Raw genomic sequence first — 19144 nt, 5'->3', positions numbered from 1 at the left:
TTCTCACATCGCCGCGGTGGGGGTGGGGACGTAGTCGACGCTGTCGGTGGAGGCATAGTCGAAGGTGACGTCCTTCCAGGTGTCGAGCGCCGCGCGCAGCGGTGCGCACCAGCGGGCGGCGTCGCGCAGGATTTCCGGCCCCTCGTTCCAGATGTCGCGCCCCTCGTTGCGGGCTTTGACCATCGTCTCCAGCGCCACGCGGTTGGCGGTGGCGCCGGCCTGGATGCCGTCCGGGTGGCCGATGGTGCCGCCGCCGAACTGCAGGATCACGTCCTCGCCCAGATAGGTGAGCAGCTGGTGCATCTGCCCGGCATGGATGCCGCCGGACGCCACCGGCATCATCCGTTTCAGTCCGGCCCAGGGCTGGTCGAAGAAGATGCCGTGCTGCAGGTTCTGCGGAACGTGGGTTTCGCGGCAAGTGTCGTAGATGCCGCGGATGACGTTGGGATCGCCCTCCAGCTTGCCGACGACGGTGCCGGCATGGATGTGGTCGACGCCGGCCATGCGCATCCACTTGGCGATGACGCGGAAGGACACGCCGTGGCTCTTCTGCCGGGTGTAGGTGGAATGGCCGGCGCGGTGCAGGTGCAGGATCATGTCGTTGCGCCGCGCCCATTTCGCCATCGACTGGATGGCGGTGTAGCCGATCACCAGATCGATCATGATGATGACGCTGCCCAACTCCTTGGCGAACTCGGCCCGCTCGTACATGTCCTCCATGGTGGCGGCGGTGACGTTCAGGTAGGTCCCCTTGACCTCCCCGGTCTCGGCGGTGGCGCGGTTCACCCCCTCCATGCAATAGAGGAAGCGGTCGCGCCAATGCATGAAGGGCTGCGAGTTGATGTTCTCGTCGTCCTTGGTGAAGTCGAGCCCGCCCTTCAGCGCCTCGTACACCACGCGGCCATAGTTGCGGCCCGACAGGCCCAGTTTCGGCTTCATGGTGGCGCCCAGCAGCGGCCGGCCGAAATTGTTCAGCCGCTCGCGCTCCACCACGATTCCGGTCGCCGGTCCCTGGAAGGTCTTCAGATAGGCGATTGGGATCCGCATGTCCTCCAGCCGCAACCCTTTCAAGGGCTTGAAGCCGAAGACATTGCCGATGATCGACGCGGTGAGGTTGGCGATCGACCCTTCTTCGAACAGGTCGAGTTCATAGGCGATGTAGGCGAAATACTGCCCCGGCGTGCCGGGCACCGGATCGACGCGGAAGGCCTTGGCGCGGTAGCGCTCGCAGTCGGTCAGGCGGTCGGTCCACACCACGGTCCAGGTGGCGGTGGAGCTTTCGCCGGCGACCGCCGCCGCCGCTTCCTCCGGGTCGACGCCGGCCTGCGGCGTGATGCGGAAGACGGCGAGCACGTCGGTGTCCTTCGGTTCGTAATCCGGTTCCCAGTAGCCCATCTGCCGGTATTTCAGCACGCCGGGCCGATAGCGGGCCTTCGGGTCGCTGACGACTCCGTTGCTGGCCTCCTGGCTGCTGGGGAGCGTTGTCGATACATAATTCATCGTCTTCACCTCGCCGGTGGCGTTGGGTTCGTTCGATGAAAATGTTAGCCGCACGTACTGTTGAGGAAAATTCAAATATACAGCACACTATGGCTAGGGATTCCTGATGAATGGGCCGGCCGATGACCATCCAGCACGCCACCCTGCGACAGCTCCAGATCTTCACCGCAGCCGCCCGCAGCCTGTCATTCGCCCGGGTGGCGGAGCAGTTCGGCCTGACCCCCGGCGCGGTCTCGTTCCAGGTCAAGCAGGTGGAGGGTCATTGCGGCTTCCCGCTGTTCGAGCGGGTGGGCCGGCGCGTCGTGCTGACGGAGGCCGGGCACGACCTGCTGGAACACGCGACGCTGATCCTCCAGGCGCTGGACAACGCCGACCGGCAGATGCAGGCGCTGAAGGGGGTGACCGGCGGCAACGTCACCATCGGGCTGGTCAGCACCGCCAAATACATCGCCCCGCACATGGTCTCCCGTTTCCAGGCGGAGCGGCCGGGTGTGTCGATCCATCTTCAGGACGGCAACCGACGGGAGGTGAACGCGATGGTCGCCAAGGGCGAGGTCGACCTCGCCATCATGGGCCGCCCGCTGGACGGGGAGGAGTTGCTGGCCGAGCCCTTCGCGCGCCATCCCAGCATCATCATCTGCGCGCCAACCCACCCGCTGGCGGACGCCCCGAACCTGCGCCTGTCCGATCTGGCCGACAGTGGTTTCATCGCACGGGAGGAAGGCGCCGGCACGCGGGCGCTGACCGACGCCTACTTCACCGGCCGCGGCTTCACTCCCCGCATCGTCATGACCTCCAGCAGCAACGAGACGATCAAGCAGGCGGTCATGGCCGGCATCGGCGTCGCCCTGCTGTCCCGCCATACGGTGGACCTTGAACTTGCACTGGGCATGCTGCGGGAATTGAAGGTCGAAGGACTGCCCTTGATGCGGTCCTGGTACATCGCCCACCGCCGCAGCCTGCCGCTGCTGCCGGTGCATGCGCAATTGCGCAGTTATTTGCTGGAACGCGGGCAGGCGATCATCGACAGCATCCAGGCCAGCCACCGGGCGCTCGCCCTCGGCGCCTTCCGCTGAGCGGTTCGGCGCACCGTCCGTCACGTCCTGCTCTCGACGTCCTCCAACAGTGTCCGCAACTGGTCGAGAGTCGACTCCACCTGCTTGCGGCGGATGCCGACGAGGGGGAACTCCGCGCCATCGGTGACGCTCAGAGCCGTGTTGACATGCTCCAGCGTCGCCGCCACCCCGGCCTCGCCGGAGCGCTTGCGGGCGATCAAGCTGTCGCGCAGCTTCACCAGACAGCGAGAGGCCTCCACCAGCGTGTTGTAGACCTGATCGGGCGGCAGATCCTCCACCGGCCGGGCCAGCAGGCTGTCGAGCACCGACAGCGCGTCAGCGCAATGATTGCCGGAGGGACGGGGTTCGCCGGCGGTGCTCATGGCAGTCTCCTCCGCGCCTGACCGTTCGGCAGTGGAGCGCGCTTGCGTTCGTTGAGGGTGCTGGACGGCATCTGGGCAAAGTGGAAATAGTCGGTCGGACGGTCGGCGGAGCGGTTGCCGCCGGCACCTGCGCCATCCGCGCCACCCGCTTCATGCCCATCCAGTCGGCGGCGGCCGTCACCGCACTGAAGGCGCCGAAGCTGAACAGGATGTAGCTGCCGATCGACATCGGCGAGGTTCGCCGGAAGATGCGCAGCATGTTGTACCAGCCGCTGGGCGTGTGCAGGTCGCCGATCAGCAGCATCGGCCCCAGCGTCGCCCCGATCATCGCGACATGGCGGGCGTTGCGCGCGGTCTGCTCCATCCCCGGCCCGCCAAACAGGTCGGCCATGGTGCCGAGCTCGGTGCCCAGCGCCGGCGCCACCCGGTTAGAGGCGCGGGTCGGTGCGGTCGGCAGGCCAAAGGTTTCCGGCCGGTCGGTCAGCAGGAAGAAAGCGTTCAGATGGCGAAGATCGCCGGTCGCCCCCGGCTCGCCCGGCGCGCCGTAGAGATAGGCGTCGGTGGCGCCTTTCCCGTGCAGGTCCTCCACCCGCTCTCGCGCCCGCTCCACCAGATCGGGCAGTTCGCCGAACTGGATGCTGTCGGTCGGGCAGGATTTGGCGCAGGCCGACTCCAGCCCGCCCTTCAGCCGGTCGTAGCACAGCGTGCATTTCGGTGCGCTCCGGCCCGGAGGCGCGGCAGAAGCCGTCCGCCACCGCCAGGAAGGTCTCCTTCGGGCAGCCTGTCACGCGCTCCACCATCTCCGGTATGTAGGCGGAGAAGTGGCGTTTCAGGATCTGGTAGACGCAGCGGGGATCCTGCAGGGTCTCGTCCTTCGGCGTCGGACCCTGCTTCATGCGCTTCGTCATGTCGGAGAAGGATTCCGTCGTGTTGACGAAATGCTCCGCCAGCGAGGATGGCACGAACTCTTCCTTATATTGCCAGCTTTCGTACTCGTAGGATTTCTTCTTGTCGCTCCAGCCGGAGAACTTGCCGTCGTTCTGGCTGGCATCCTGGAAGTCGTCCTTGATGATGGTGGCGATGTTGGTGTAGTTCAGGGTGTATTCCTTGAACCACAGGTTGTTCTCCAGGATATGGCGGATAATCCCGCCCAGGAACGCGATGTCGGTCCCGGCGCGCACCGGCGCATAGGTGTCGACCAGCGCCGACGTGCGGGTGAAGCAGGGATCCGCATGGAACAGCGCGGCACCCTTCTCCTTCGCCTGCAGAGCAAAGCGGAAGGCGATCGGGTGGTTTTCCGCCATGTTCGACCCCATCACCAGGATGGCGTCGGAATTGGCAAGATCCCACTGGGGCATGGTGGCCGCCCCTCGGCCGAAGGAGGCGCCCAAACTGGGCACCGAGGAGGAGTGTCAGACTCTGGCTTGGTTTTCGACCCAGACCATCCCCAATCCGCCAGAGAACAGCTTCTTGATGAGGTAGTTTTCCTCATTGTCCAGCGTCGCCCCACCCAGCGAGGCGATGCCCAGCGTGTGGTTGACGGCGGTGCCGTCGGGGAGCTTTTCGACGAAGGTCTCGTCGCGGGTCTTTTTGGTGCCCTGGTTGATCGGGCTGCGCGGATCGCCCTCCCCATGGATGACCCGGCCTTCCTTGGCGTAGATCAGCTGCGCGCAACCGACCGCGCAGTAGGGACAGATGTTGGTACCGACGGTGTCCGCCTCTTCCAGGCGCGGACGGAGGGTTTCCGTCATCCGGCTTTTGGCCACATCGGTGAAGGGGCTTTCCCCGCGCATCTGGCGCGGCAACGACCATTCGGCCAGGAAATCGCGGGCACGGTCGGCGATCGTACCGCGCAGGACAGGCTTGTTCGGTCTCGGCTGGCGCGGCTTCATCGGCGGCTCTCCCCTGCGGGTTCGGCGGCGTAGCGGATGTCGTGGACCACGGCGGCGATCAGGTCGGGCGGTTCGTCATAGGTGACGGTAACCCGCGCCTGGGAGCCGACCAGCGCCGGCAGGTCCTGCGGTTCGATTGGCGCGCTGTGCGCAAGCATGAACAGCTTCGCGATCCCCTGGTCGCTGACCAGTTGAAAGCGGCCTTCCTGAACCAGGGTGATGATTCCGTCGGCCGTTCGCATCCGCTTCGCCGTCGCATGGCTTCCGTCGACGGGAGGACTCGCCAGCCACGGATTGGCTCGCCAACGGTATCAAATTTTATCGGCGTCTCGATCCGGATGGAGTCAGGCCTGAACGATCCGCACGCCGGCCGCCGCCAGCCGCTCCGCCCGTAAAGGGTCGAGACTGCGGTCGCAGCACAGGACGTCGAAGCCGTTGAGTTTGGCGAAGAAGGCCGGCTTGACCTGATCGAACTTGCTGCTGTCGACCACCAGCGCCTTGGTCACGGCGTTGGCGATGGCGGTCTGTTTGATCTCGACCTCGTGGAAGTTGGAGCAGCTGATCCCCAGCGACTCATGCACGCCGCCGGCTGAGATGAAGGCGGTGTTGATGCCGATGCCGCGCAGCATCTCCAGCGACTCCGGACTGGAAAAGGAGGCCGAGGAGGCGTGATAGAGCCCGCCCAACATGACCACGCGCACGCCCGGCTTCTTGCAAACGATCTCCGCTATATTCATTGCGTAGCAGACCACGGTGATCTGGCTGTCGGCCGGGATGCGGCTGGCCAGATGGGTGGTGGTGGTTCCGCAATCGATGAACACCGTCTCGCCCGGCTTCAACAGGGTGGCCGCCGCCTCGCAGGCCGCCCGCTTCATCTCGATATGGGCATCGCGCTCGCGGTCCAGGATGTAGCCCATGCCGCCGGCGCTCTCCAGCCCGCCGGCGATGTAGCCGCCCAGATAGGCGAACCGGCCGCCGCAGGACGCGATGTCACGTCGCACCGTCATTTCGGAAACGCCCAGCAGTTGGGCCGCATCCTTCAGCCGAAGATAGCCGCCGGCATCCAGCGCGGACTGCAACCGGTTCAGACGCTCGGCCCTTCTCATCGACATGTCCGCATCCCGCACCGTTTCCGCCCATCCTGCGCGCGGCCGCACCATACAATCCAGACGGGTTAATCCCAATGGCGCAAGCCAGTAAGCGGGATCGCCGTGGCCAGGTTCACAATGGCATGCATTCATCTTGACACAGCGCGCGACTGCGTGGAACTATCCTTTCAGAAAATGTTAGGATGTTAACATCGCGATGAACACCGAAGCGGTGTCGGCAATCCGGCGACAAAGTGGAGAGACCCCAAGAAACAAGGGGCTCCCCGGGAGGACCAAGATGCCCATGCCCAGCGTTCCGGCCGAACCGGCCGGTCTGGCTCCGTTCATCGACCACACCATTTTGCGCCCGGACGCGCAGCCGGCGGATGTCGAGCGGCTGTGCGACGAAGCCCGCGCACACGTCTTCAAGGCGGTCTGCGTCAACCCCATCTTCATTCCGCTGGTGACCGAACGGCTGGCCGGATCGCCGGTGGCGCCCTGCGCCGTCATCTGCTTCCCCTTCGGCGCCGACCCCACGACGATCAAGGCGGACGAGGCGGAATGGGTGGTGCGCCACGGCGCCCGCGAGGTCGACATGGTGATCCCCATCGGCATGCTGAAAGCCGGCCGCACGGCGGAGGTGCGCGACGACATCGCGGCGGTCAAGCGGGCCTGCGGCGACGCCCTGCTGAAGGTCATCATCGAAACCTGCCTGCTCAGCAACGAGGAGAAGGTGCTGGCCTGCCGTCTGTCGCAGGAGGCCGGGGCCGATTTCGTCAAGACCTCCACCGGCTTCGCCGGCGGCGGCGCCACCGTCGAGGATGTGGCGCTGATGCGCCGGACCGTCGGCGATGGCATGGGCGTCAAGGCGTCGGGCGGCGTGCGGACCACCGAGGATGCCCGCCGCATGATCGCGGCCGGTGCCTCGCGTATCGGCGCCAGCGCCAGCGTGACCATCGTCGGCGGCTGACCCCGCCGGCGGCGCGCACGCCGCACAGCGTGCCGGTCGGGCGGGAGTTCCGTCCGTCCCACCCGGCACGACATCACGAAAAACGGAACGCGGAAGGGGTGGCAAACACCCCGGTGCCGACGGTGGGTTGCGGATTTCCGTCTCCGCCGTACTGCGCGAATCGCCTCTCATGGGAGTCACGCCAACATGAAGAAGTTGCTGTCTTCGCTCATCGTCGCCGCATCGCTGGTCGCCGGACCGGCGATGGCCGCCGATCCCGTCCCGACCCCGGATGCCGTCAAGACGCTGAAGTCCGACGCCACCAAGAAGAAATACACCATCGCCACCGTGGTGAAGGTCGACGGCATCGCCTGGTTCGACCGCATGCGCGAAGGCGTGAAGCAGTTCGCCGCGGACACCGGGCACGACACCTGGATGGTCGGGCCGAGCCAGGCAGATGCGGCGGCGCAGGTCCAACTGGTGGAGAACCTGATCGCTCAGGGCGTGGACGCCATCACCATCGTCCCCTTCTCCGTCGAGGCGGTGGAGCCGGTGTTGAAGAAGGCGCGCGACCGCGGCATCGTGGTGATCGCGCACGAGGCCTCGAATATCCAGAACGCCGACTATGTGCTGGAAGCCTTCGACAACTTCGCCTATGGCGCCAAGCTGATGGAAGTGCTGGGCAAGGCGATGGGTGGCGAGGGCAAATATGTCTGCACGGTCGGCAGCCTGACGTCCAAGTCGCAGAACGAGTGGATCGACGGCGCCATCGCCTATCAGAAGGAACATTTCCCGAAGATGCAGATGGCTACCAACCGTCTGGAGACCTATGACGACGCCAACACCGACTACAACAAGCTGAAGGAAGTCCTCACCACCTATCCGGACCTGAAGGGCATCATCGGTGGTCCGATGCCGACCTCGGCCGGTGCCGGCCGTCTGATCGCCGAGCGCGGGCTGAAGGGCAAGCTGTCCTTCTCCGGCACGGGTCTGGTGTCGGTGGCCGGCCAGTATCTGGCCCAGGGCGACATCCAGTACATCCAGTTCTGGGATCCGGCCGTCGCCGGCTATGCCATGAACATGCTGGCGGTGATGGCGCTGGACGGCAAGAAGGACCAGATCAAGGCTGGTCTGAACCTCGGCCTGCCCGGCTACACCGATCTGACCACCCCGAAGGGCGCGAAGCCGAACCTGCTCTACGGCCAGGGCTGGGTCGGCGTTACCAAGGACAACATGGACGCCTACAATTTCTGACGACCCGGAGGGCGGGCGCCGACGGCCGGCAACGGCTGCCGGCGCCCGCGTCTTCATCCTTTCCTCGAACCGCCGGGCGGACGTCATGTCAGACGGTTTCATCGAACTCCGGAACATCCGGAAGGTGTTTTCCGGCGTCGTCGCGCTGGACACCATGTCGCTGGTCATCAGGCCGGGCGAGATCCATTGTCTGGCCGGAGAGAACGGGTCGGGCAAATCCACCGTCATCAAGATCATGTCCGGCGTCTATCAGCCGGACGGTGGTGAAATCCTGATCGACGGCAAGCCGGTGACCGGCATGACGCCGATCGACGCCATCGCCCATGGCGTTCAGGTCATCTACCAGGACTTCTCGCTTTTCGGGAACCTGACCGTCGCCGAGAATCTGGCGATGAACGTCCATCTGGGCGAGAAGCGGCGCCTGATGAACTGGCGGCGCACCCGCGCCATCGCCCGCGAGGCGGTCGACCGGCTGGGAGTCGAACTCGACCTGGATGCGGAGGTCGCCTCGCTGCCGACCGCCGGCAAGCAGCTGGTCGCCATCGCCCGCGCGCTGATGTCCGACGCCCGCCTGATCATCATGGACGAGCCAACCACCGCCCTGACCCGCAAGGAGGTCGAGACGCTGTTCCGCATCGTCCGCGACATCCAGGCGCGCGGCATCGCCATTCTGTTCGTCAGCCACAAGATGCGCGAAATGCTGGAGATCAGCGAGCGCATCACCGTCATCCGCAACGGCCGCAAGGTGGCGGAGGGACCGACCGGCGACTTCGACGAGGCGCTGATCACCCGCCACATGACCGGCGGCGACATCCTCAACGAACCCTATGTCTGGACCCCACCCCCCGGCACGCCGGTGCCGCCACGGCTGGAAATCCGCGACCTGACCGTCCCCGGCAAATGCGAAGGGCTGAACCTCGCCATCCGGCCGGGTGAGATCGTCGGGCTGTCGGGCCTGCTGGGGTCCGGCCGCACCGAACTGGCGCTGGCGCTGTTCGGCATGGTCCCGAACCACCGGGGTGAAATCCTGATCGATGGGAAGCCGGCGCGGCTGCGCACGACCCAGGAGGCCATCGCCGCCGGCATCGCCTATGTGCCGGAGGACCGGCTGAGCGAAGGGTTGTTCCTGCCGCAGAGCATCAAGCGCAACATGCTCGCCACCTCCTATGAGCGGCTGGCGCCAAATCTGGTGATCGACCGCGAGCGGGCGGAGGAGATGACGCAGGGCATGGTCCGCGCCATGCAGATCGCCACACCCACCGCCGAGAAGCCGGTGATGCAGCTGTCGGGCGGCAACCAGCAGCGCGTGGTGCTGGCCCGCTGGCTGCTGACCGACGCCCGTGTGCTGATCCTGAACGGCCCGACCGTCGGCGTCGACGTCGGATCGAAGGCGGAAATCCACGCCAAGATCCGGGAGCTGGCGCAGCATCACGGCCTCGCCGTCCTGATGATCTCCGACGACGTGCTGGAGCTGGTGCAGAACTGCAACCGCATCGTGCTGATGCATCGCGGGCGCTTCATCGACGATCTGCCCGCCGCCGACGTCACCGAAGAGACGGTCAGCGACCGGCTCAAGACCTTTACCTGAGGGGAGGAACCGATGGCCCTGCTCCGCCGGTCGGAAACGGTCATCGCGGGCATCCTGCTGCTCGCCATGGTCCTCATCGGCACGATCAACCCTGCCTTCTGGCAACTGGACAATCTGTTCAGCCTGATGCGCAGCAACGTCATCATCGGCATCATGGCGATGGGCGTGCTGCTGGTGCTGATTTCGGGCGGCATCGACGTGTCGTTCCCGGCCTTCGCCGTCGCCGCCATGTATCTGACGATCAAGGGCATGCTGGCGCTGGGATACAACGGCGTCGTCCTGCCTCTGCTGGCCGCCACCCTCATGGGGTTGCTGTTCGGCGCGGTGAACGGCTTTTTCGTCTATAAATTCCGCATGATCCCGCTGATCGTGACGCTGGGCACCAGCGCCATGGTGCGCGGCTTCCTGCTGGGCGTGGTCGGCACCAGCATGATCAACATCAACAAGATGCCGACCGCGCTGATCGACTTCGCCCGCACCGAGGTGGTCAGCGTGACCAAAGCCGACGGCACCACCTATGGCCTGACTGCGATGGTGCTGATCTATCTGGGGCTGGCGATCCTCATCCATCTGGTACTGCGCTACACCATGATCGGCCGCAGCGCCTACGCGCTGGGCGGCGATCCGGAAGCGGCTCGGCGGGCCGGATTCGACCTGCGCAAGACCATCTTCTTCATCTATTGCGCCGCCGGCGCGCTGGCCGGCTTTGCCGGGCTTTTGCAAAGCGGCATGATCTGGCTGGCCAACCCGCGCGACTTCGTCGGGCTGGAACTGGACGTGATCGCCGCGGTGGTGCTGGGCGGGGCGTCGATCTTCGGCGGCCGGGGCAGCGTTCTCGGCACCATGCTCGGCGTCTTCATGCTGGTGATGGTCAAGAACAGCCTGATCATCATGAGAGTGGACACCACCTGGCAGCTTGTCGTCGTGGGGTCGATCGTCATCGTCGCGACCGCCCTGTCGGCCTGGCGCGACCATCGCCGGACGGCCTGAGGAGGCGGGAGCATGAAGGCACAAATGAACATCCGCAGTCTGGTCAACCGCGACAACAACATCGTCCAGCTACTGGTGATGACGGTACTGATCTTCGTCGTGATGACGGCGCTCAGCCCCGACAAATTCCTGCGCTATTACAACTTCGAGTCCCTCACCTACATCTTCCCGGAGCTTGGCCTGCTCTCCATCGCGATGATGATCGCCATGCTGACCGGCGGCATCGACCTGTCGGTGGTGGGGGTAGCCAACCTGTCGGGCATCCTGGCCGGCGTGCTGTTCCACAAGATGGCGGGCGCCGCCGGCATCGCCGACACCGGCGTCATGACCGTCCTGTTGGGGGTGGTCATCGCACTCGGAACCGGGCTGGTGGCGGGAACCGTCAACGGGCTGCTCATCACCCGCCTGGGCATCACGCCGATCCTGGCGACGCTGGGCACTGGACAGGTCTTCACCGGGCTTGCCATCGTTCTGACCGGCGGGCCGGCCATCGTCGGCTTTCCCACCGCCTGGGCCTTCCTGGGCAACGGCAAGATCCTGGGGCTGGCGACGCCCTTCGTGCTGTTCGCCGTGATCGCGGTCCTGATCGCCTTCCTGCTGAGCCGCACCGCGCTGGGCATCAACCTGATGCTGATCGGCACCAACCCGAAGGCGGCGCTGTTCGCCGGGCTGAAGCGGGAGCGGATGGTGCTGTACAGCTACATGCTGACCGGCGTGCTGGCATCGGTCGCCGGAATCATCCTGTCGGGACGGACCAACGCGGCGAAGTCGGATTATGGAACCTCCTACCTGCTGCAGGCGGTGTTGATCGCGGTGCTGGGCGGGACCAACCCGGCCGGCGGCCGGGGCACGGTGCTGGGCATCACCATCGCGGTGGTGGCGCTGATGCTGCTGTCGAGCGGCTTCCAGATCCTGCGCTTCTCCAACCACCTGATCGACTTCATCTGGGGCGCGTTCCTGCTGCTGGTCATCGCAATCAACGCCTACAAGAGCCGCACCCGCTAGACGGCTGCCAAACAGGCTTCCCTTAGGGAGGACATCACATGAGCGTCCGAACCGCCATCCATTTCCGCAAAAGCTTCTTCGGCGAAGCGGAGCGCCTGATCGCCGAGGCGCACGGCATGACCGCCAGCCTGTTCCGCTATGACAGCGGGATCGAGGCGGTGCGGCTGTCCAACCGGCGCGGGTATCTGGTGGTGCTGCCCTATTACGGCCAGATGGTGTGGGATGCCGTGTTCGACGGGGTCGACCTGACCATGGCGAACATGTTCGACATGCCGCGACCGGCGACCGAGATCGTCGGCACCTATGGCTGCTTCGCCTTCCATTCCGGGCTGCTGCGCAACGGCTGCCCCGGTCCGCAGGACAGCCACCTTCTGCATGGCGAGATGCCCTGCGCGCCGATGGATGCCGCCGGGCTGGAGGTGGGGGAAGATGACGAAGGCTCCTACATGGCCGTCACCGGCCGGCGGGAATATGTGATGGGCTTCGGCGCCCATTATGCCGCCCGCCCGCGCGTGGTTCTGCGCCCAGGCGCCGCCCTGTTCGACATCCGGATGGAGGTGGAAAACCTGTCGGGCGCGGCGATGGACCTGATGTACATGTGCCACGTCAATTTCGCCTTCGCCGAGGGCGCTCGCATCGTCCAGCCGGCCCCCTTCACGCCGGAGGCGACGGCGGTGCGCACGGTGGTGCCGGCCCATGTGCCGCGCAGCCCGGCCTATGACGCGCTGCTGTCCGACCTTGCCCGCGATCCCGCGGTGATGGAGGTGCTGGACGAGCCCGAGCGCTACGATCCGGAGCAGGTCTTCTACATCCGCGGCCTGCGTACCGACGAGGAGGGCGGCACCGCCGTGATGATGCGGCGACGTGAGGGCGACGCCTTCCACATCGCCTACAGCACGCGGGAGTTCCCCAAGACGGTGCGCTGGGTGCTGGTGAACAGCGACCAGAAGGTCTGCGCCTTCGCCCTGCCCTCCACCTGCGAGCCGGAGGGATACAGTGCGGAGGCGATGAAGGGCAATGTCCAGACGCTGGCGGGCGGGGAGACCCGACGCTTTTCCGTGCGGCTGGGCTATCTGACCGCCGACGAGGCCGAAGCCGAGGAATGCGCCATTCGGGCGTTGTAAGAGGAGTTGCAGAAGATGGGCAAGATCGCCGTGGTCGGCAGCAACATGGTCGACCTGATCACCTACACCGCCCGCATGCCCGGCCCCGGCGAGACCATCGAGGCGCCGCGCTTCGAGATGGGTTGCGGCGGCAAGGGCGCCAACCAGGCCATCGCCGCTGCCCGGTTGGGGGCCGAGGTGATGATGGTCACCAAGGTCGGCGACGACATCTTCGCCGACAACACCATCCGCAACTTCGAGGAGTCCGGCATCGACACCCGCTATGTCGAGCGGATGCCCGGCACCTCCAGCGGCGTCGCGCCGATCTTCGTCGAGCCGTCGGGCGAGAACAGCATCCTGATCATCAAGGGTGCCAACGCGCTGCTGTCGCCGGCCGACGTCGACCGCGCGGCGGAGGATCTGAAGGGCTGTGACCTGATCGTCATGCAGTTGGAAGTCCCGCTGGAGACGATCTACCACACCATCGAGTTCGGCGCCCGGCACGGCATCGAAACCCTGCTGAACCCGGCCCCCGCCCCCGCCGACCTCGACCCGAAGCGGATCGGGCAGGTGACTTTCCTGGTGCCGAACCAGACGGAGCTGGCGACCATCTCCGGACTGCTGGTGACGTCGGAGGCTGAGGCCGAGACGGCGGCGAAGTCGCTGATCGAGCGCGGCATCCGCACGGTCATCGTCACGCTGGGCGCCCGGGGGGCGCTGCTGGTGACGAAGGGCGAGGAGACGCGGCGGGTCGAGCCGGTGCGGGTGACGCCGGTCGACACCACCGGGGCCGGCGATGCCTTCATCGGCAGCTTCGCGCGCTATTATGTGGAGAACCGCGACCTGGACGCGGCGCTGCACATGGCGGTGCGCTATGCCGCCGACAGCATCACCCGGCCGGGTACCCAGAAATCCTATTCCAGCCGCGAGGCGTTCGAGGCGTTCTGCGCCAGCCTTTAGCTTTTTTGATTTTCCGTGCGATTCACGCTTCAGACGATTCCGTCTGAAGCGATCGCACTCCAAGCGTCGGACGGAGGACATGCCATGACGCGCGCCGTGATCGGGGTGGATGTGGGGACCGGCAGCGCCCGCGCCGGCATCTTCGACCTTGCCGGGCGCCGGCTGGCCGCCGCATCCCGCCCGATCCGGATGTGGAAGCCCGATCCGGAATGGGCGGAGCAGTCCTCCGACGACATCTGGACCGCGGTCTGCGCTGCGGTGCGCGAGGCGCTTGACGGTTGCGACCGAAAGCCGGAGGTGGTCGGCATCGGTTTCGACGCCACCTGCTCTCTGGTGGTGCTGGACGCCGCCGGGCGGCCGGTGACGGTCGATCCGGAGGGCGACGATGCCCGCAACGTCATCGTCTGGATGGACCACCGCGCCATCGGGCAGACCGACCGCATCAATGCCGGCGGGCACGAGGTTCTGCGCTATGTCGGCGGGCGGCTGTCGCCGGAGATGCAGACGCCCAAGCTGCTGTGGCTGAAGGAGACTCTTCCGCAAAGCTGGAGCCGGGCCGCACATTTCTTCGACCTGCCGGATTTCCTGACCTGGCGGGCGACCGGGGCGACGCGGCGGTCGCTGTGCTCCCTGGTGTGCAAGTGGACCTATCTGGGGCATGAGGGGCGGTGGGACGACGGCTATCTCCGCGCCATCGGGCTGGGCGATCTGGTCGATGAGGGGCATGCCCGCATCGGCACCGATGTCGGCGAGGTCGGCAGCGCCATCGCCGGGGGGCTGAGCGCCGAGGCGGCGCGCGAGCTTGGGCTGACGCCGGGCATCGCGGTCGGCACCTCGCTGATCGACGCCCATGCCGGCGGGATCGGGGTGATCGGCGTGCCGCTGGAGGCGTCGGACGGCGTCGATTTCGACCGGCGGCTGGCGCTGATCGGCGGCACGTCGAGCTGCCATATGGTGATGAGTCCGGCCGCGCCGCGCTTCATTCCCGGCGTCTGGGGCCCCTATCATTCGGCCATGCTGCCGGGGCTTTGGCTGAACGAGGGCGGGCAGTCGGCGACCGGGGCACTGATCGACCATGTGGTGCAGGGCCATCCCCGCCATGGCGAGCTTGCCCTTGAGGCCCAGCGGCGCGGGACCACGGTCTACCAGCTGCTGAACGAGGAGCTGGCGGCACTGGCGGAGCGCAGCGGCGGGCCGGTGGCGATGCTGACGCGCGACCTGCATGTGCTGCCCGACTTCCACGGCAACCGCTCGCCGCGGGCGGATGCCGGCCTGCGGGGAGGCATCAGCGGGCTTCGGCTGTCGGACGGGCTGGAGGATCTGGCGCTGCTCTATCTGGCGACGGTGCAGGCGGTGGCATACGGCACCCGGCACATCGTGGCGGCGATGAACGAGCGGGGCTATGCCATCGACACCATCCTGGCCTGCGGCGGCGGCACCAAGAATCCGGTGTTCCTGGAGGCGCATGCCGACGCCACCGGCTGCACCCTGGTCCTGCCGGAGGAGCCGGAAGCCGTGCTGCTGGGGGCCGCCGTGCTGGGGGCGGTGGCGGCGGGAGCCTTCACCGACATAGCCGCCGGCATGGCCGGGATGAGCCGCGCCGGCCGCAGCATCCGCCCGGCGGAGGGGCGGATGCGGGACTATCACGACGCCAAATACGCCGTGTTCCTGCGGATGCACGAGGACCAGATGGCATACCGGGCCCTGATGGAGATGGGGATGGAGACGGCCGGCTAGACGTCACATCACGCACTCGCAGGCGCCTTCGCGCTCCATCACCGGCGCCTTGTGCTCCCCGCACAGGTCGCCCGGCAGCTCCTCGCCCTGGAGCAGGGGGCAGCGTTCGAACAGTTCGGCCAGCCAGTCGACGAAGACCCGCACCTTCGGCGACAGGTGCCGGTTGTGCGGGTAGACGGCGGAGATCGGGATGCGCGGCGGCCGCCAGTCGCGCAGGATCTCGCGCAGGGCGCCGCTGCGCAGGTGCGGCAACACCATGAAGCGGGCGGGCTGCAGGATGCCCTGCCCTTCCAGGCCGCAGGTGACGTAGGCGTCGGCGTCGTTGACCGAAACGACGCCCTTCATGGCGATTTCCTCCACCGCGCCGTCGCGCTGGAAGCAAAGCTCCATGTTCCGCCCGGTGCGGTTGCTGAAATAATTGACCGCGATGTGGCGCTCCAGATCCTCGATGGTCTTCGGCTCGCCATGCTCGGCGAGATAGGCCGGGGTGGCGCAGGTGATCTGCTGCATGGCGCCGATGCGCCGCGCCAGCAGGGTGGAATCCGCCAGCTCGCCGATGCGGATGACGCAATCCACCCCCTCCTGCACCAGATCGATGGGACGGTCGCCCAGGCCCAGCATCAGCTCGATGTCGGGATATTTGGCGTGGAATTCGTGGATCGAGGGGATGATGACCAGCCGGCCGATGGAACCCGGCATGTCCACCCGCAGCCGGCCGCGCGGCGTCTTGCGCGCGCTGGTGAAGGTGGATTCGATCTCGTCGATCTCCGACAGGATGCGGGTCGCCCCCTCCAGATAGGCGGCGCCGTCCATCGTCAGGCTGAGCTTTCGCGTGGTGCGCTGGAGCAGGCGCACGCCCAGCGCCGCCTCCAGATTCTGCACCGTCGTCGTCACCGAGGCGCGCGGCAGCCCCAGCGTTTCCGCCGCCTTGGTGAAGCTGTTCGCTTCGACCACGCGGATGAAGACGCGCATCGCATGCAGCTTGTCCATACGGATCCCGTCCTTTCCAACCACGGCCAACGCCGAGAGTGTCCGCCGATGATAGGCGAATAGCAATCGGACGGGCGCGGTTCAAGGGGGGTGGGGTGTTTGTGGGGACGATGGAACGGCGTGGAACACTTTCCGGCGGGTGTTCCATCTACCGGCGGTCGGAGAAGGCGCCGGCACCGCGGCGGCTTACCGGGCCGGGGTTGAGGTTGGGGTATTCTTCGTACTGGTTGAGGGTCCAGGGGAAGACGCCCTTCGGTCCCTCCGCCTCCGGTTGGGCCAGGACGGCAGCGACCATGGCGGGATCGGGCGGCATGCGCTCGCGCAATTCACCGGGGAGGTCGTCGTCCAGTTCGGGGACGGTGACGGCGGGCGGGTCCTCGGGGCGGGGGGCGGGTTTGGGGGCGCGACTCCCGGTCGCCGCTGCGTCCCGGTTGGCATCGAGGCCGGCGAACAGGCCGAGCCGTTCGGCCAGCCAGCGCACGGTGGTGGGATCGCCGGAGGTCACCAGCCGCTCGATCTGTTCGGCCACCAGAATGCGCAGCGAGGAGAGGCGCAACTCGGCCTCGCGGTTCAGCGCCTGACGCTCCCACCAGACCCTGTGACGGAAGTCCTTGGATCCGTAATAGGCGCGCCAGAGAGTCGTCCGGCTACAGCCCATGGCGCGGGAGACCTGAAGGAAGCTGTTGCCGCGCGCCAGCATGCCGGCGGCCATGATCCATTGTTCTTCGTGGAACTGCGATCCGGGAACCAGCGAGCCTTCGGACGGCGTCGGCGGCTCCTCCGCCCAACGGGGGAAATGGTCGTTGGTGAAGCTGCGGGGATCGAGAGGCATGGCAAGGCTCCGCAAGATGATGAAACAAATGCGGAGAGGGTATGGGACTTTAGTCCTCTGTTGGAGAGTTTTTGAAAAATGCCGGTGGCGGCGGACGGCTGCGCCGCCGCAGCCACCGGCAAGGCCGGGGAAGCGGCGGCGCGGGAGGAACGCCGTCAGTGCAGCGTGGTGGCCGCCGGCTGGGAAGCGGTGCCGGCGGTCTCGCGCGCACGGCCGATGCCGAGCAGCTGGTAGAGGCCGATCGCCGCGATGGTCGCGGTGCCGATGCCGCCGATGGAGAAGCCGCCGGTGGAAATGGTGAAGTTGCCGGCGCCGAGAACCAGCGTCACGCCGACGGTGATGAGGTTGCGCGGATCGGAGAAATCGACGCGGTTGTCGACCCACAGCCGCACCATCGCCGCGGCGATCAGGCCGAAGACGACGGTCGCCAGCCCGCCCAGCACCGGCGCCGGGATCGTCCGCAGCAGGGCGCCGAACTTCGGCGAGAAGCCCAGCAGGATGGCGGCGATGGCGGCGACGACGAAGATCAGGGTGGAGAAGACGCGGGTGACCGCCATAACGCCCATGTTCTCGACATAGGTGGTGACGCCGGTGCCGCCGCCGCTGCCCGAAACGATGGTGGCGATGCCGTCACCGATGAAGCCGCGGCCGATGAAGCGGTCGAGGTTGCGCCCGGTCATGGCGCCGATGGCCTTGATGTGGCCGAGATTCTCGGCGACCAGGATGAAGGCGATGGGGGCGACCAGCGCCATGGCGCCGGCATCGAAGGTCGGCGTGCGGAACGCCGGCATGCCGAACCACGGCGCGGAGGCCAACTCGGCGAAGCTGACCGGCGGCAGCAGGCCGAAGCCGTTGGCAAGGATGAGATAGAAGACATAGCCGGCGGCGATGCCGGCGAGGATCGACAGCCGCCGGATGGCGAGCGGCGCATAGACCGCGATGACGGCGGTGGCGACCAGCGTGAACAGGGCGACCAGGGTGTGCGGACCGCTGCCCTCGATGCCCTTGACGGCGACCGGCGACAGGTTGAGGCCGATGGCCGCACCGACGGCGCCGGTCACCGCCGGCGGCATCAGCCGCTCGATCCAGTTGGTGCTGGTGTAGCTGACCAGCAGGCCGATGAGGACATAGAGCACGCCGGCCGCGATGATGCCGCCCAGCGCCGGCCCGATGTTCGGGTTGGGCCCCTGGCCGGTGTAGCCGGTGACGGCGATCACCACGGCGATGAAGGAGAAGGAGGATCCGAGATAGCTCGGCACCCGCCCCGCGGTGAGCACGAGGAACAGCAGCGTGCCGATGCCGGAAAACAGCACCGCGAGGTTCGGATCGAACCCCATCAGCAGCGGCCCGAGGATGGTCGAGCCGGACATGGCGACGAGATGCTGGATGCCGAGCGTCAGCGTCGAGCCCCAGGGAAGGCGCTCGTCCGGCTGGACGACGGGGCCGGTCGCAAGCGACCAACGCGGGAAGTAATCTGCCATGAAGGTTTGGTCCGAAGAGGGGTGGAACGGCGCTGCGGCCGGGGGGTGAACGGGCGATACCCAGCCAGAAAAAATTGATCGGGCGATTAACTTTGACGGGCAGGACGCCTTCGTTGTGGGAACGACGGCTGCTTTTTGGCCCCGTCGATGCCGTTGCGCCACATTTTTGTGCGGACTGGGGTCGTTTGGGGGCGCAAACCGACGGATGCCGGGACCGGCCACCCGATCCGGTCGGCCGTCAGGGCAAGAAGAGAGGAGAAGTGCGGCCTGACCTTGCGATCAAAAGCACCTATTAAATCCTTAGCTTCGTACGCTGAGGCCGTTAATTTCCCTCAAT

The 19144-nt window shown here is 66.5% G+C and carries 18 protein-coding genes and 1 pseudogene; 9 read left to right on the top strand and 10 right to left on the bottom strand.

Going from position 1 to position 19144, the window contains the following annotated elements; genetic code table 11:
• Positions 1-3: 3 nt before the first annotated feature.
• Positions 4-1500 carry a form I ribulose bisphosphate carboxylase large subunit gene (locus PWS46_RS17255; RefSeq protein WP_434620774.1) on the bottom strand — a complete coding sequence of 499 codons (1497 nt, stop codon included), beginning with the start codon at positions 1498-1500 and terminating at the stop codon, positions 4-6.
• Between the two features lie 110 nt (positions 1501-1610).
• On the opposite strand from PWS46_RS17255, the gene PWS46_RS17250 reads away from it, so the two are divergent.
• Positions 1611-2576, top strand: coding sequence for a LysR family transcriptional regulator (locus PWS46_RS17250; protein ID WP_434620771.1), 966 nt, complete (start codon positions 1611-1613; stop codon positions 2574-2576).
• A gap of 20 nt (positions 2577-2596) precedes the next feature.
• On the opposite strand, the gene PWS46_RS17245 is transcribed toward PWS46_RS17250, so the two are convergent.
• From PWS46_RS17245 to PWS46_RS17220, 6 genes and pseudogenes are all read right to left on the bottom strand, one after another.
• Positions 2597-2938: a hypothetical protein gene (locus PWS46_RS17245; protein ID WP_434620769.1), complete on the bottom strand. Its 342-nt coding sequence runs from the start codon at positions 2936-2938 to the stop codon at positions 2597-2599.
• Positions 2892-3329 carry a hypothetical protein gene (locus tag PWS46_RS17240; RefSeq protein WP_434620766.1) on the bottom strand — a complete coding sequence of 146 codons (438 nt, stop codon included), beginning with the start codon at positions 3327-3329 and terminating at the stop codon, positions 2892-2894. The genes PWS46_RS17245 and PWS46_RS17240 overlap by 47 nt, the downstream gene beginning before the upstream one ends.
• A gap of 814 nt (positions 3330-4143) precedes the next feature.
• Positions 4144-4242 (bottom strand): annotated as a pseudogene (locus tag PWS46_RS17235) (hypothetical protein); the annotation flags it as partial.
• Positions 4243-4350: 108 nt separating this feature from the next.
• Positions 4351-4830, bottom strand: coding sequence for a hypothetical protein (locus PWS46_RS17230; protein WP_434620764.1), 480 nt, complete (start codon positions 4828-4830; stop codon positions 4351-4353).
• Positions 4827-5072: a hypothetical protein gene (locus PWS46_RS17225; RefSeq protein ID WP_434620761.1), complete on the bottom strand. Its 246-nt coding sequence runs from the start codon at positions 5070-5072 to the stop codon at positions 4827-4829. The genes PWS46_RS17230 and PWS46_RS17225 overlap by 4 nt, the downstream gene beginning before the upstream one ends.
• Before the next feature lie 102 nt (positions 5073-5174).
• A complete protein-coding gene (locus PWS46_RS17220) occupies positions 5175-5942 on the bottom strand; it encodes a DeoR family transcriptional regulator (protein WP_434620758.1) in 768 nt (255 codons plus the stop codon).
• Positions 5943-6216: 274 nt separating this feature from the next.
• On the opposite strand from PWS46_RS17220, the gene deoC reads away from it, so the two are divergent.
• From deoC to PWS46_RS17180, 8 genes are all read left to right on the top strand, one after another.
• Complete coding sequence (deoC, locus tag PWS46_RS17215; protein WP_434620756.1) at positions 6217-6888, top strand: deoxyribose-phosphate aldolase; 672 nt, start codon at positions 6217-6219, stop codon at positions 6886-6888.
• A 186-nt stretch (positions 6889-7074) separates the two neighbouring features.
• Positions 7075-8121, top strand: coding sequence for an autoinducer 2 ABC transporter substrate-binding protein (locus PWS46_RS17210; protein ID WP_434620753.1), 1047 nt, complete (start codon positions 7075-7077; stop codon positions 8119-8121).
• Positions 8122-8206: 85 nt separating this feature from the next.
• Positions 8207-9709, top strand: a complete 1503-nt coding sequence (locus PWS46_RS17205; protein WP_434620750.1) for a sugar ABC transporter ATP-binding protein — start codon at positions 8207-8209, stop codon at positions 9707-9709.
• A 12-nt stretch (positions 9710-9721) separates the two neighbouring features.
• A complete protein-coding gene (locus PWS46_RS17200; RefSeq protein WP_434620747.1) occupies positions 9722-10699 on the top strand; it encodes an ABC transporter permease in 978 nt (325 codons plus the stop codon).
• Between the two features lie 12 nt (positions 10700-10711).
• Positions 10712-11704, top strand: a complete 993-nt coding sequence (locus PWS46_RS17195) for an ABC transporter permease (RefSeq protein ID WP_434620744.1) — start codon at positions 10712-10714, stop codon at positions 11702-11704.
• Positions 11705-11742: 38 nt separating this feature from the next.
• Positions 11743-12828, top strand: a complete 1086-nt coding sequence (locus PWS46_RS17190; RefSeq protein ID WP_434620741.1) for an aldose 1-epimerase family protein — start codon at positions 11743-11745, stop codon at positions 12826-12828.
• Positions 12829-12843: 15 nt separating this feature from the next.
• Positions 12844-13767, top strand: a complete 924-nt coding sequence (rbsK, locus tag PWS46_RS17185; RefSeq protein ID WP_434620738.1) for a ribokinase — start codon at positions 12844-12846, stop codon at positions 13765-13767.
• 84 nt (positions 13768-13851) lie between these two features.
• Positions 13852-15504 carry an FGGY-family carbohydrate kinase gene (locus tag PWS46_RS17180; protein WP_434620735.1) on the top strand — a complete coding sequence of 551 codons (1653 nt, stop codon included), beginning with the start codon at positions 13852-13854 and terminating at the stop codon, positions 15502-15504.
• A gap of 3 nt (positions 15505-15507) precedes the next feature.
• On the opposite strand, the gene PWS46_RS17175 is transcribed toward PWS46_RS17180, so the two are convergent.
• The 3 genes from PWS46_RS17175 to PWS46_RS17165 form a co-directional block, all read right to left on the bottom strand.
• Entirely contained in the window at positions 15508-16494 is a 987-nt protein-coding gene (locus PWS46_RS17175) for a LysR family transcriptional regulator (RefSeq protein WP_434620732.1), read from the bottom strand.
• A gap of 148 nt (positions 16495-16642) precedes the next feature.
• Positions 16643-17326 (bottom strand): hypothetical protein, encoded by a 684-nt coding sequence (locus PWS46_RS17170; RefSeq protein ID WP_434620729.1) that lies wholly within the window; start codon positions 17324-17326, stop codon positions 16643-16645.
• Between the two features lie 155 nt (positions 17327-17481).
• Complete coding sequence (locus PWS46_RS17165; RefSeq protein ID WP_434620726.1) at positions 17482-18807, bottom strand: solute carrier family 23 protein; 1326 nt, start codon at positions 18805-18807, stop codon at positions 17482-17484.
• Positions 18808-19144: the final 337 nt, after the last annotated feature.

Origin of the sequence: Azospirillum sp. B2RO_4, assembly GCF_051124815.1 — a bacterium.
GTDB lineage: Bacteria > Pseudomonadota > Alphaproteobacteria > Azospirillales > Azospirillaceae > Azospirillum.
The sequence above is the reverse complement of the archived record's forward strand: the minus strand, read 5'-3'. Positions and strand labels throughout refer to the sequence as shown.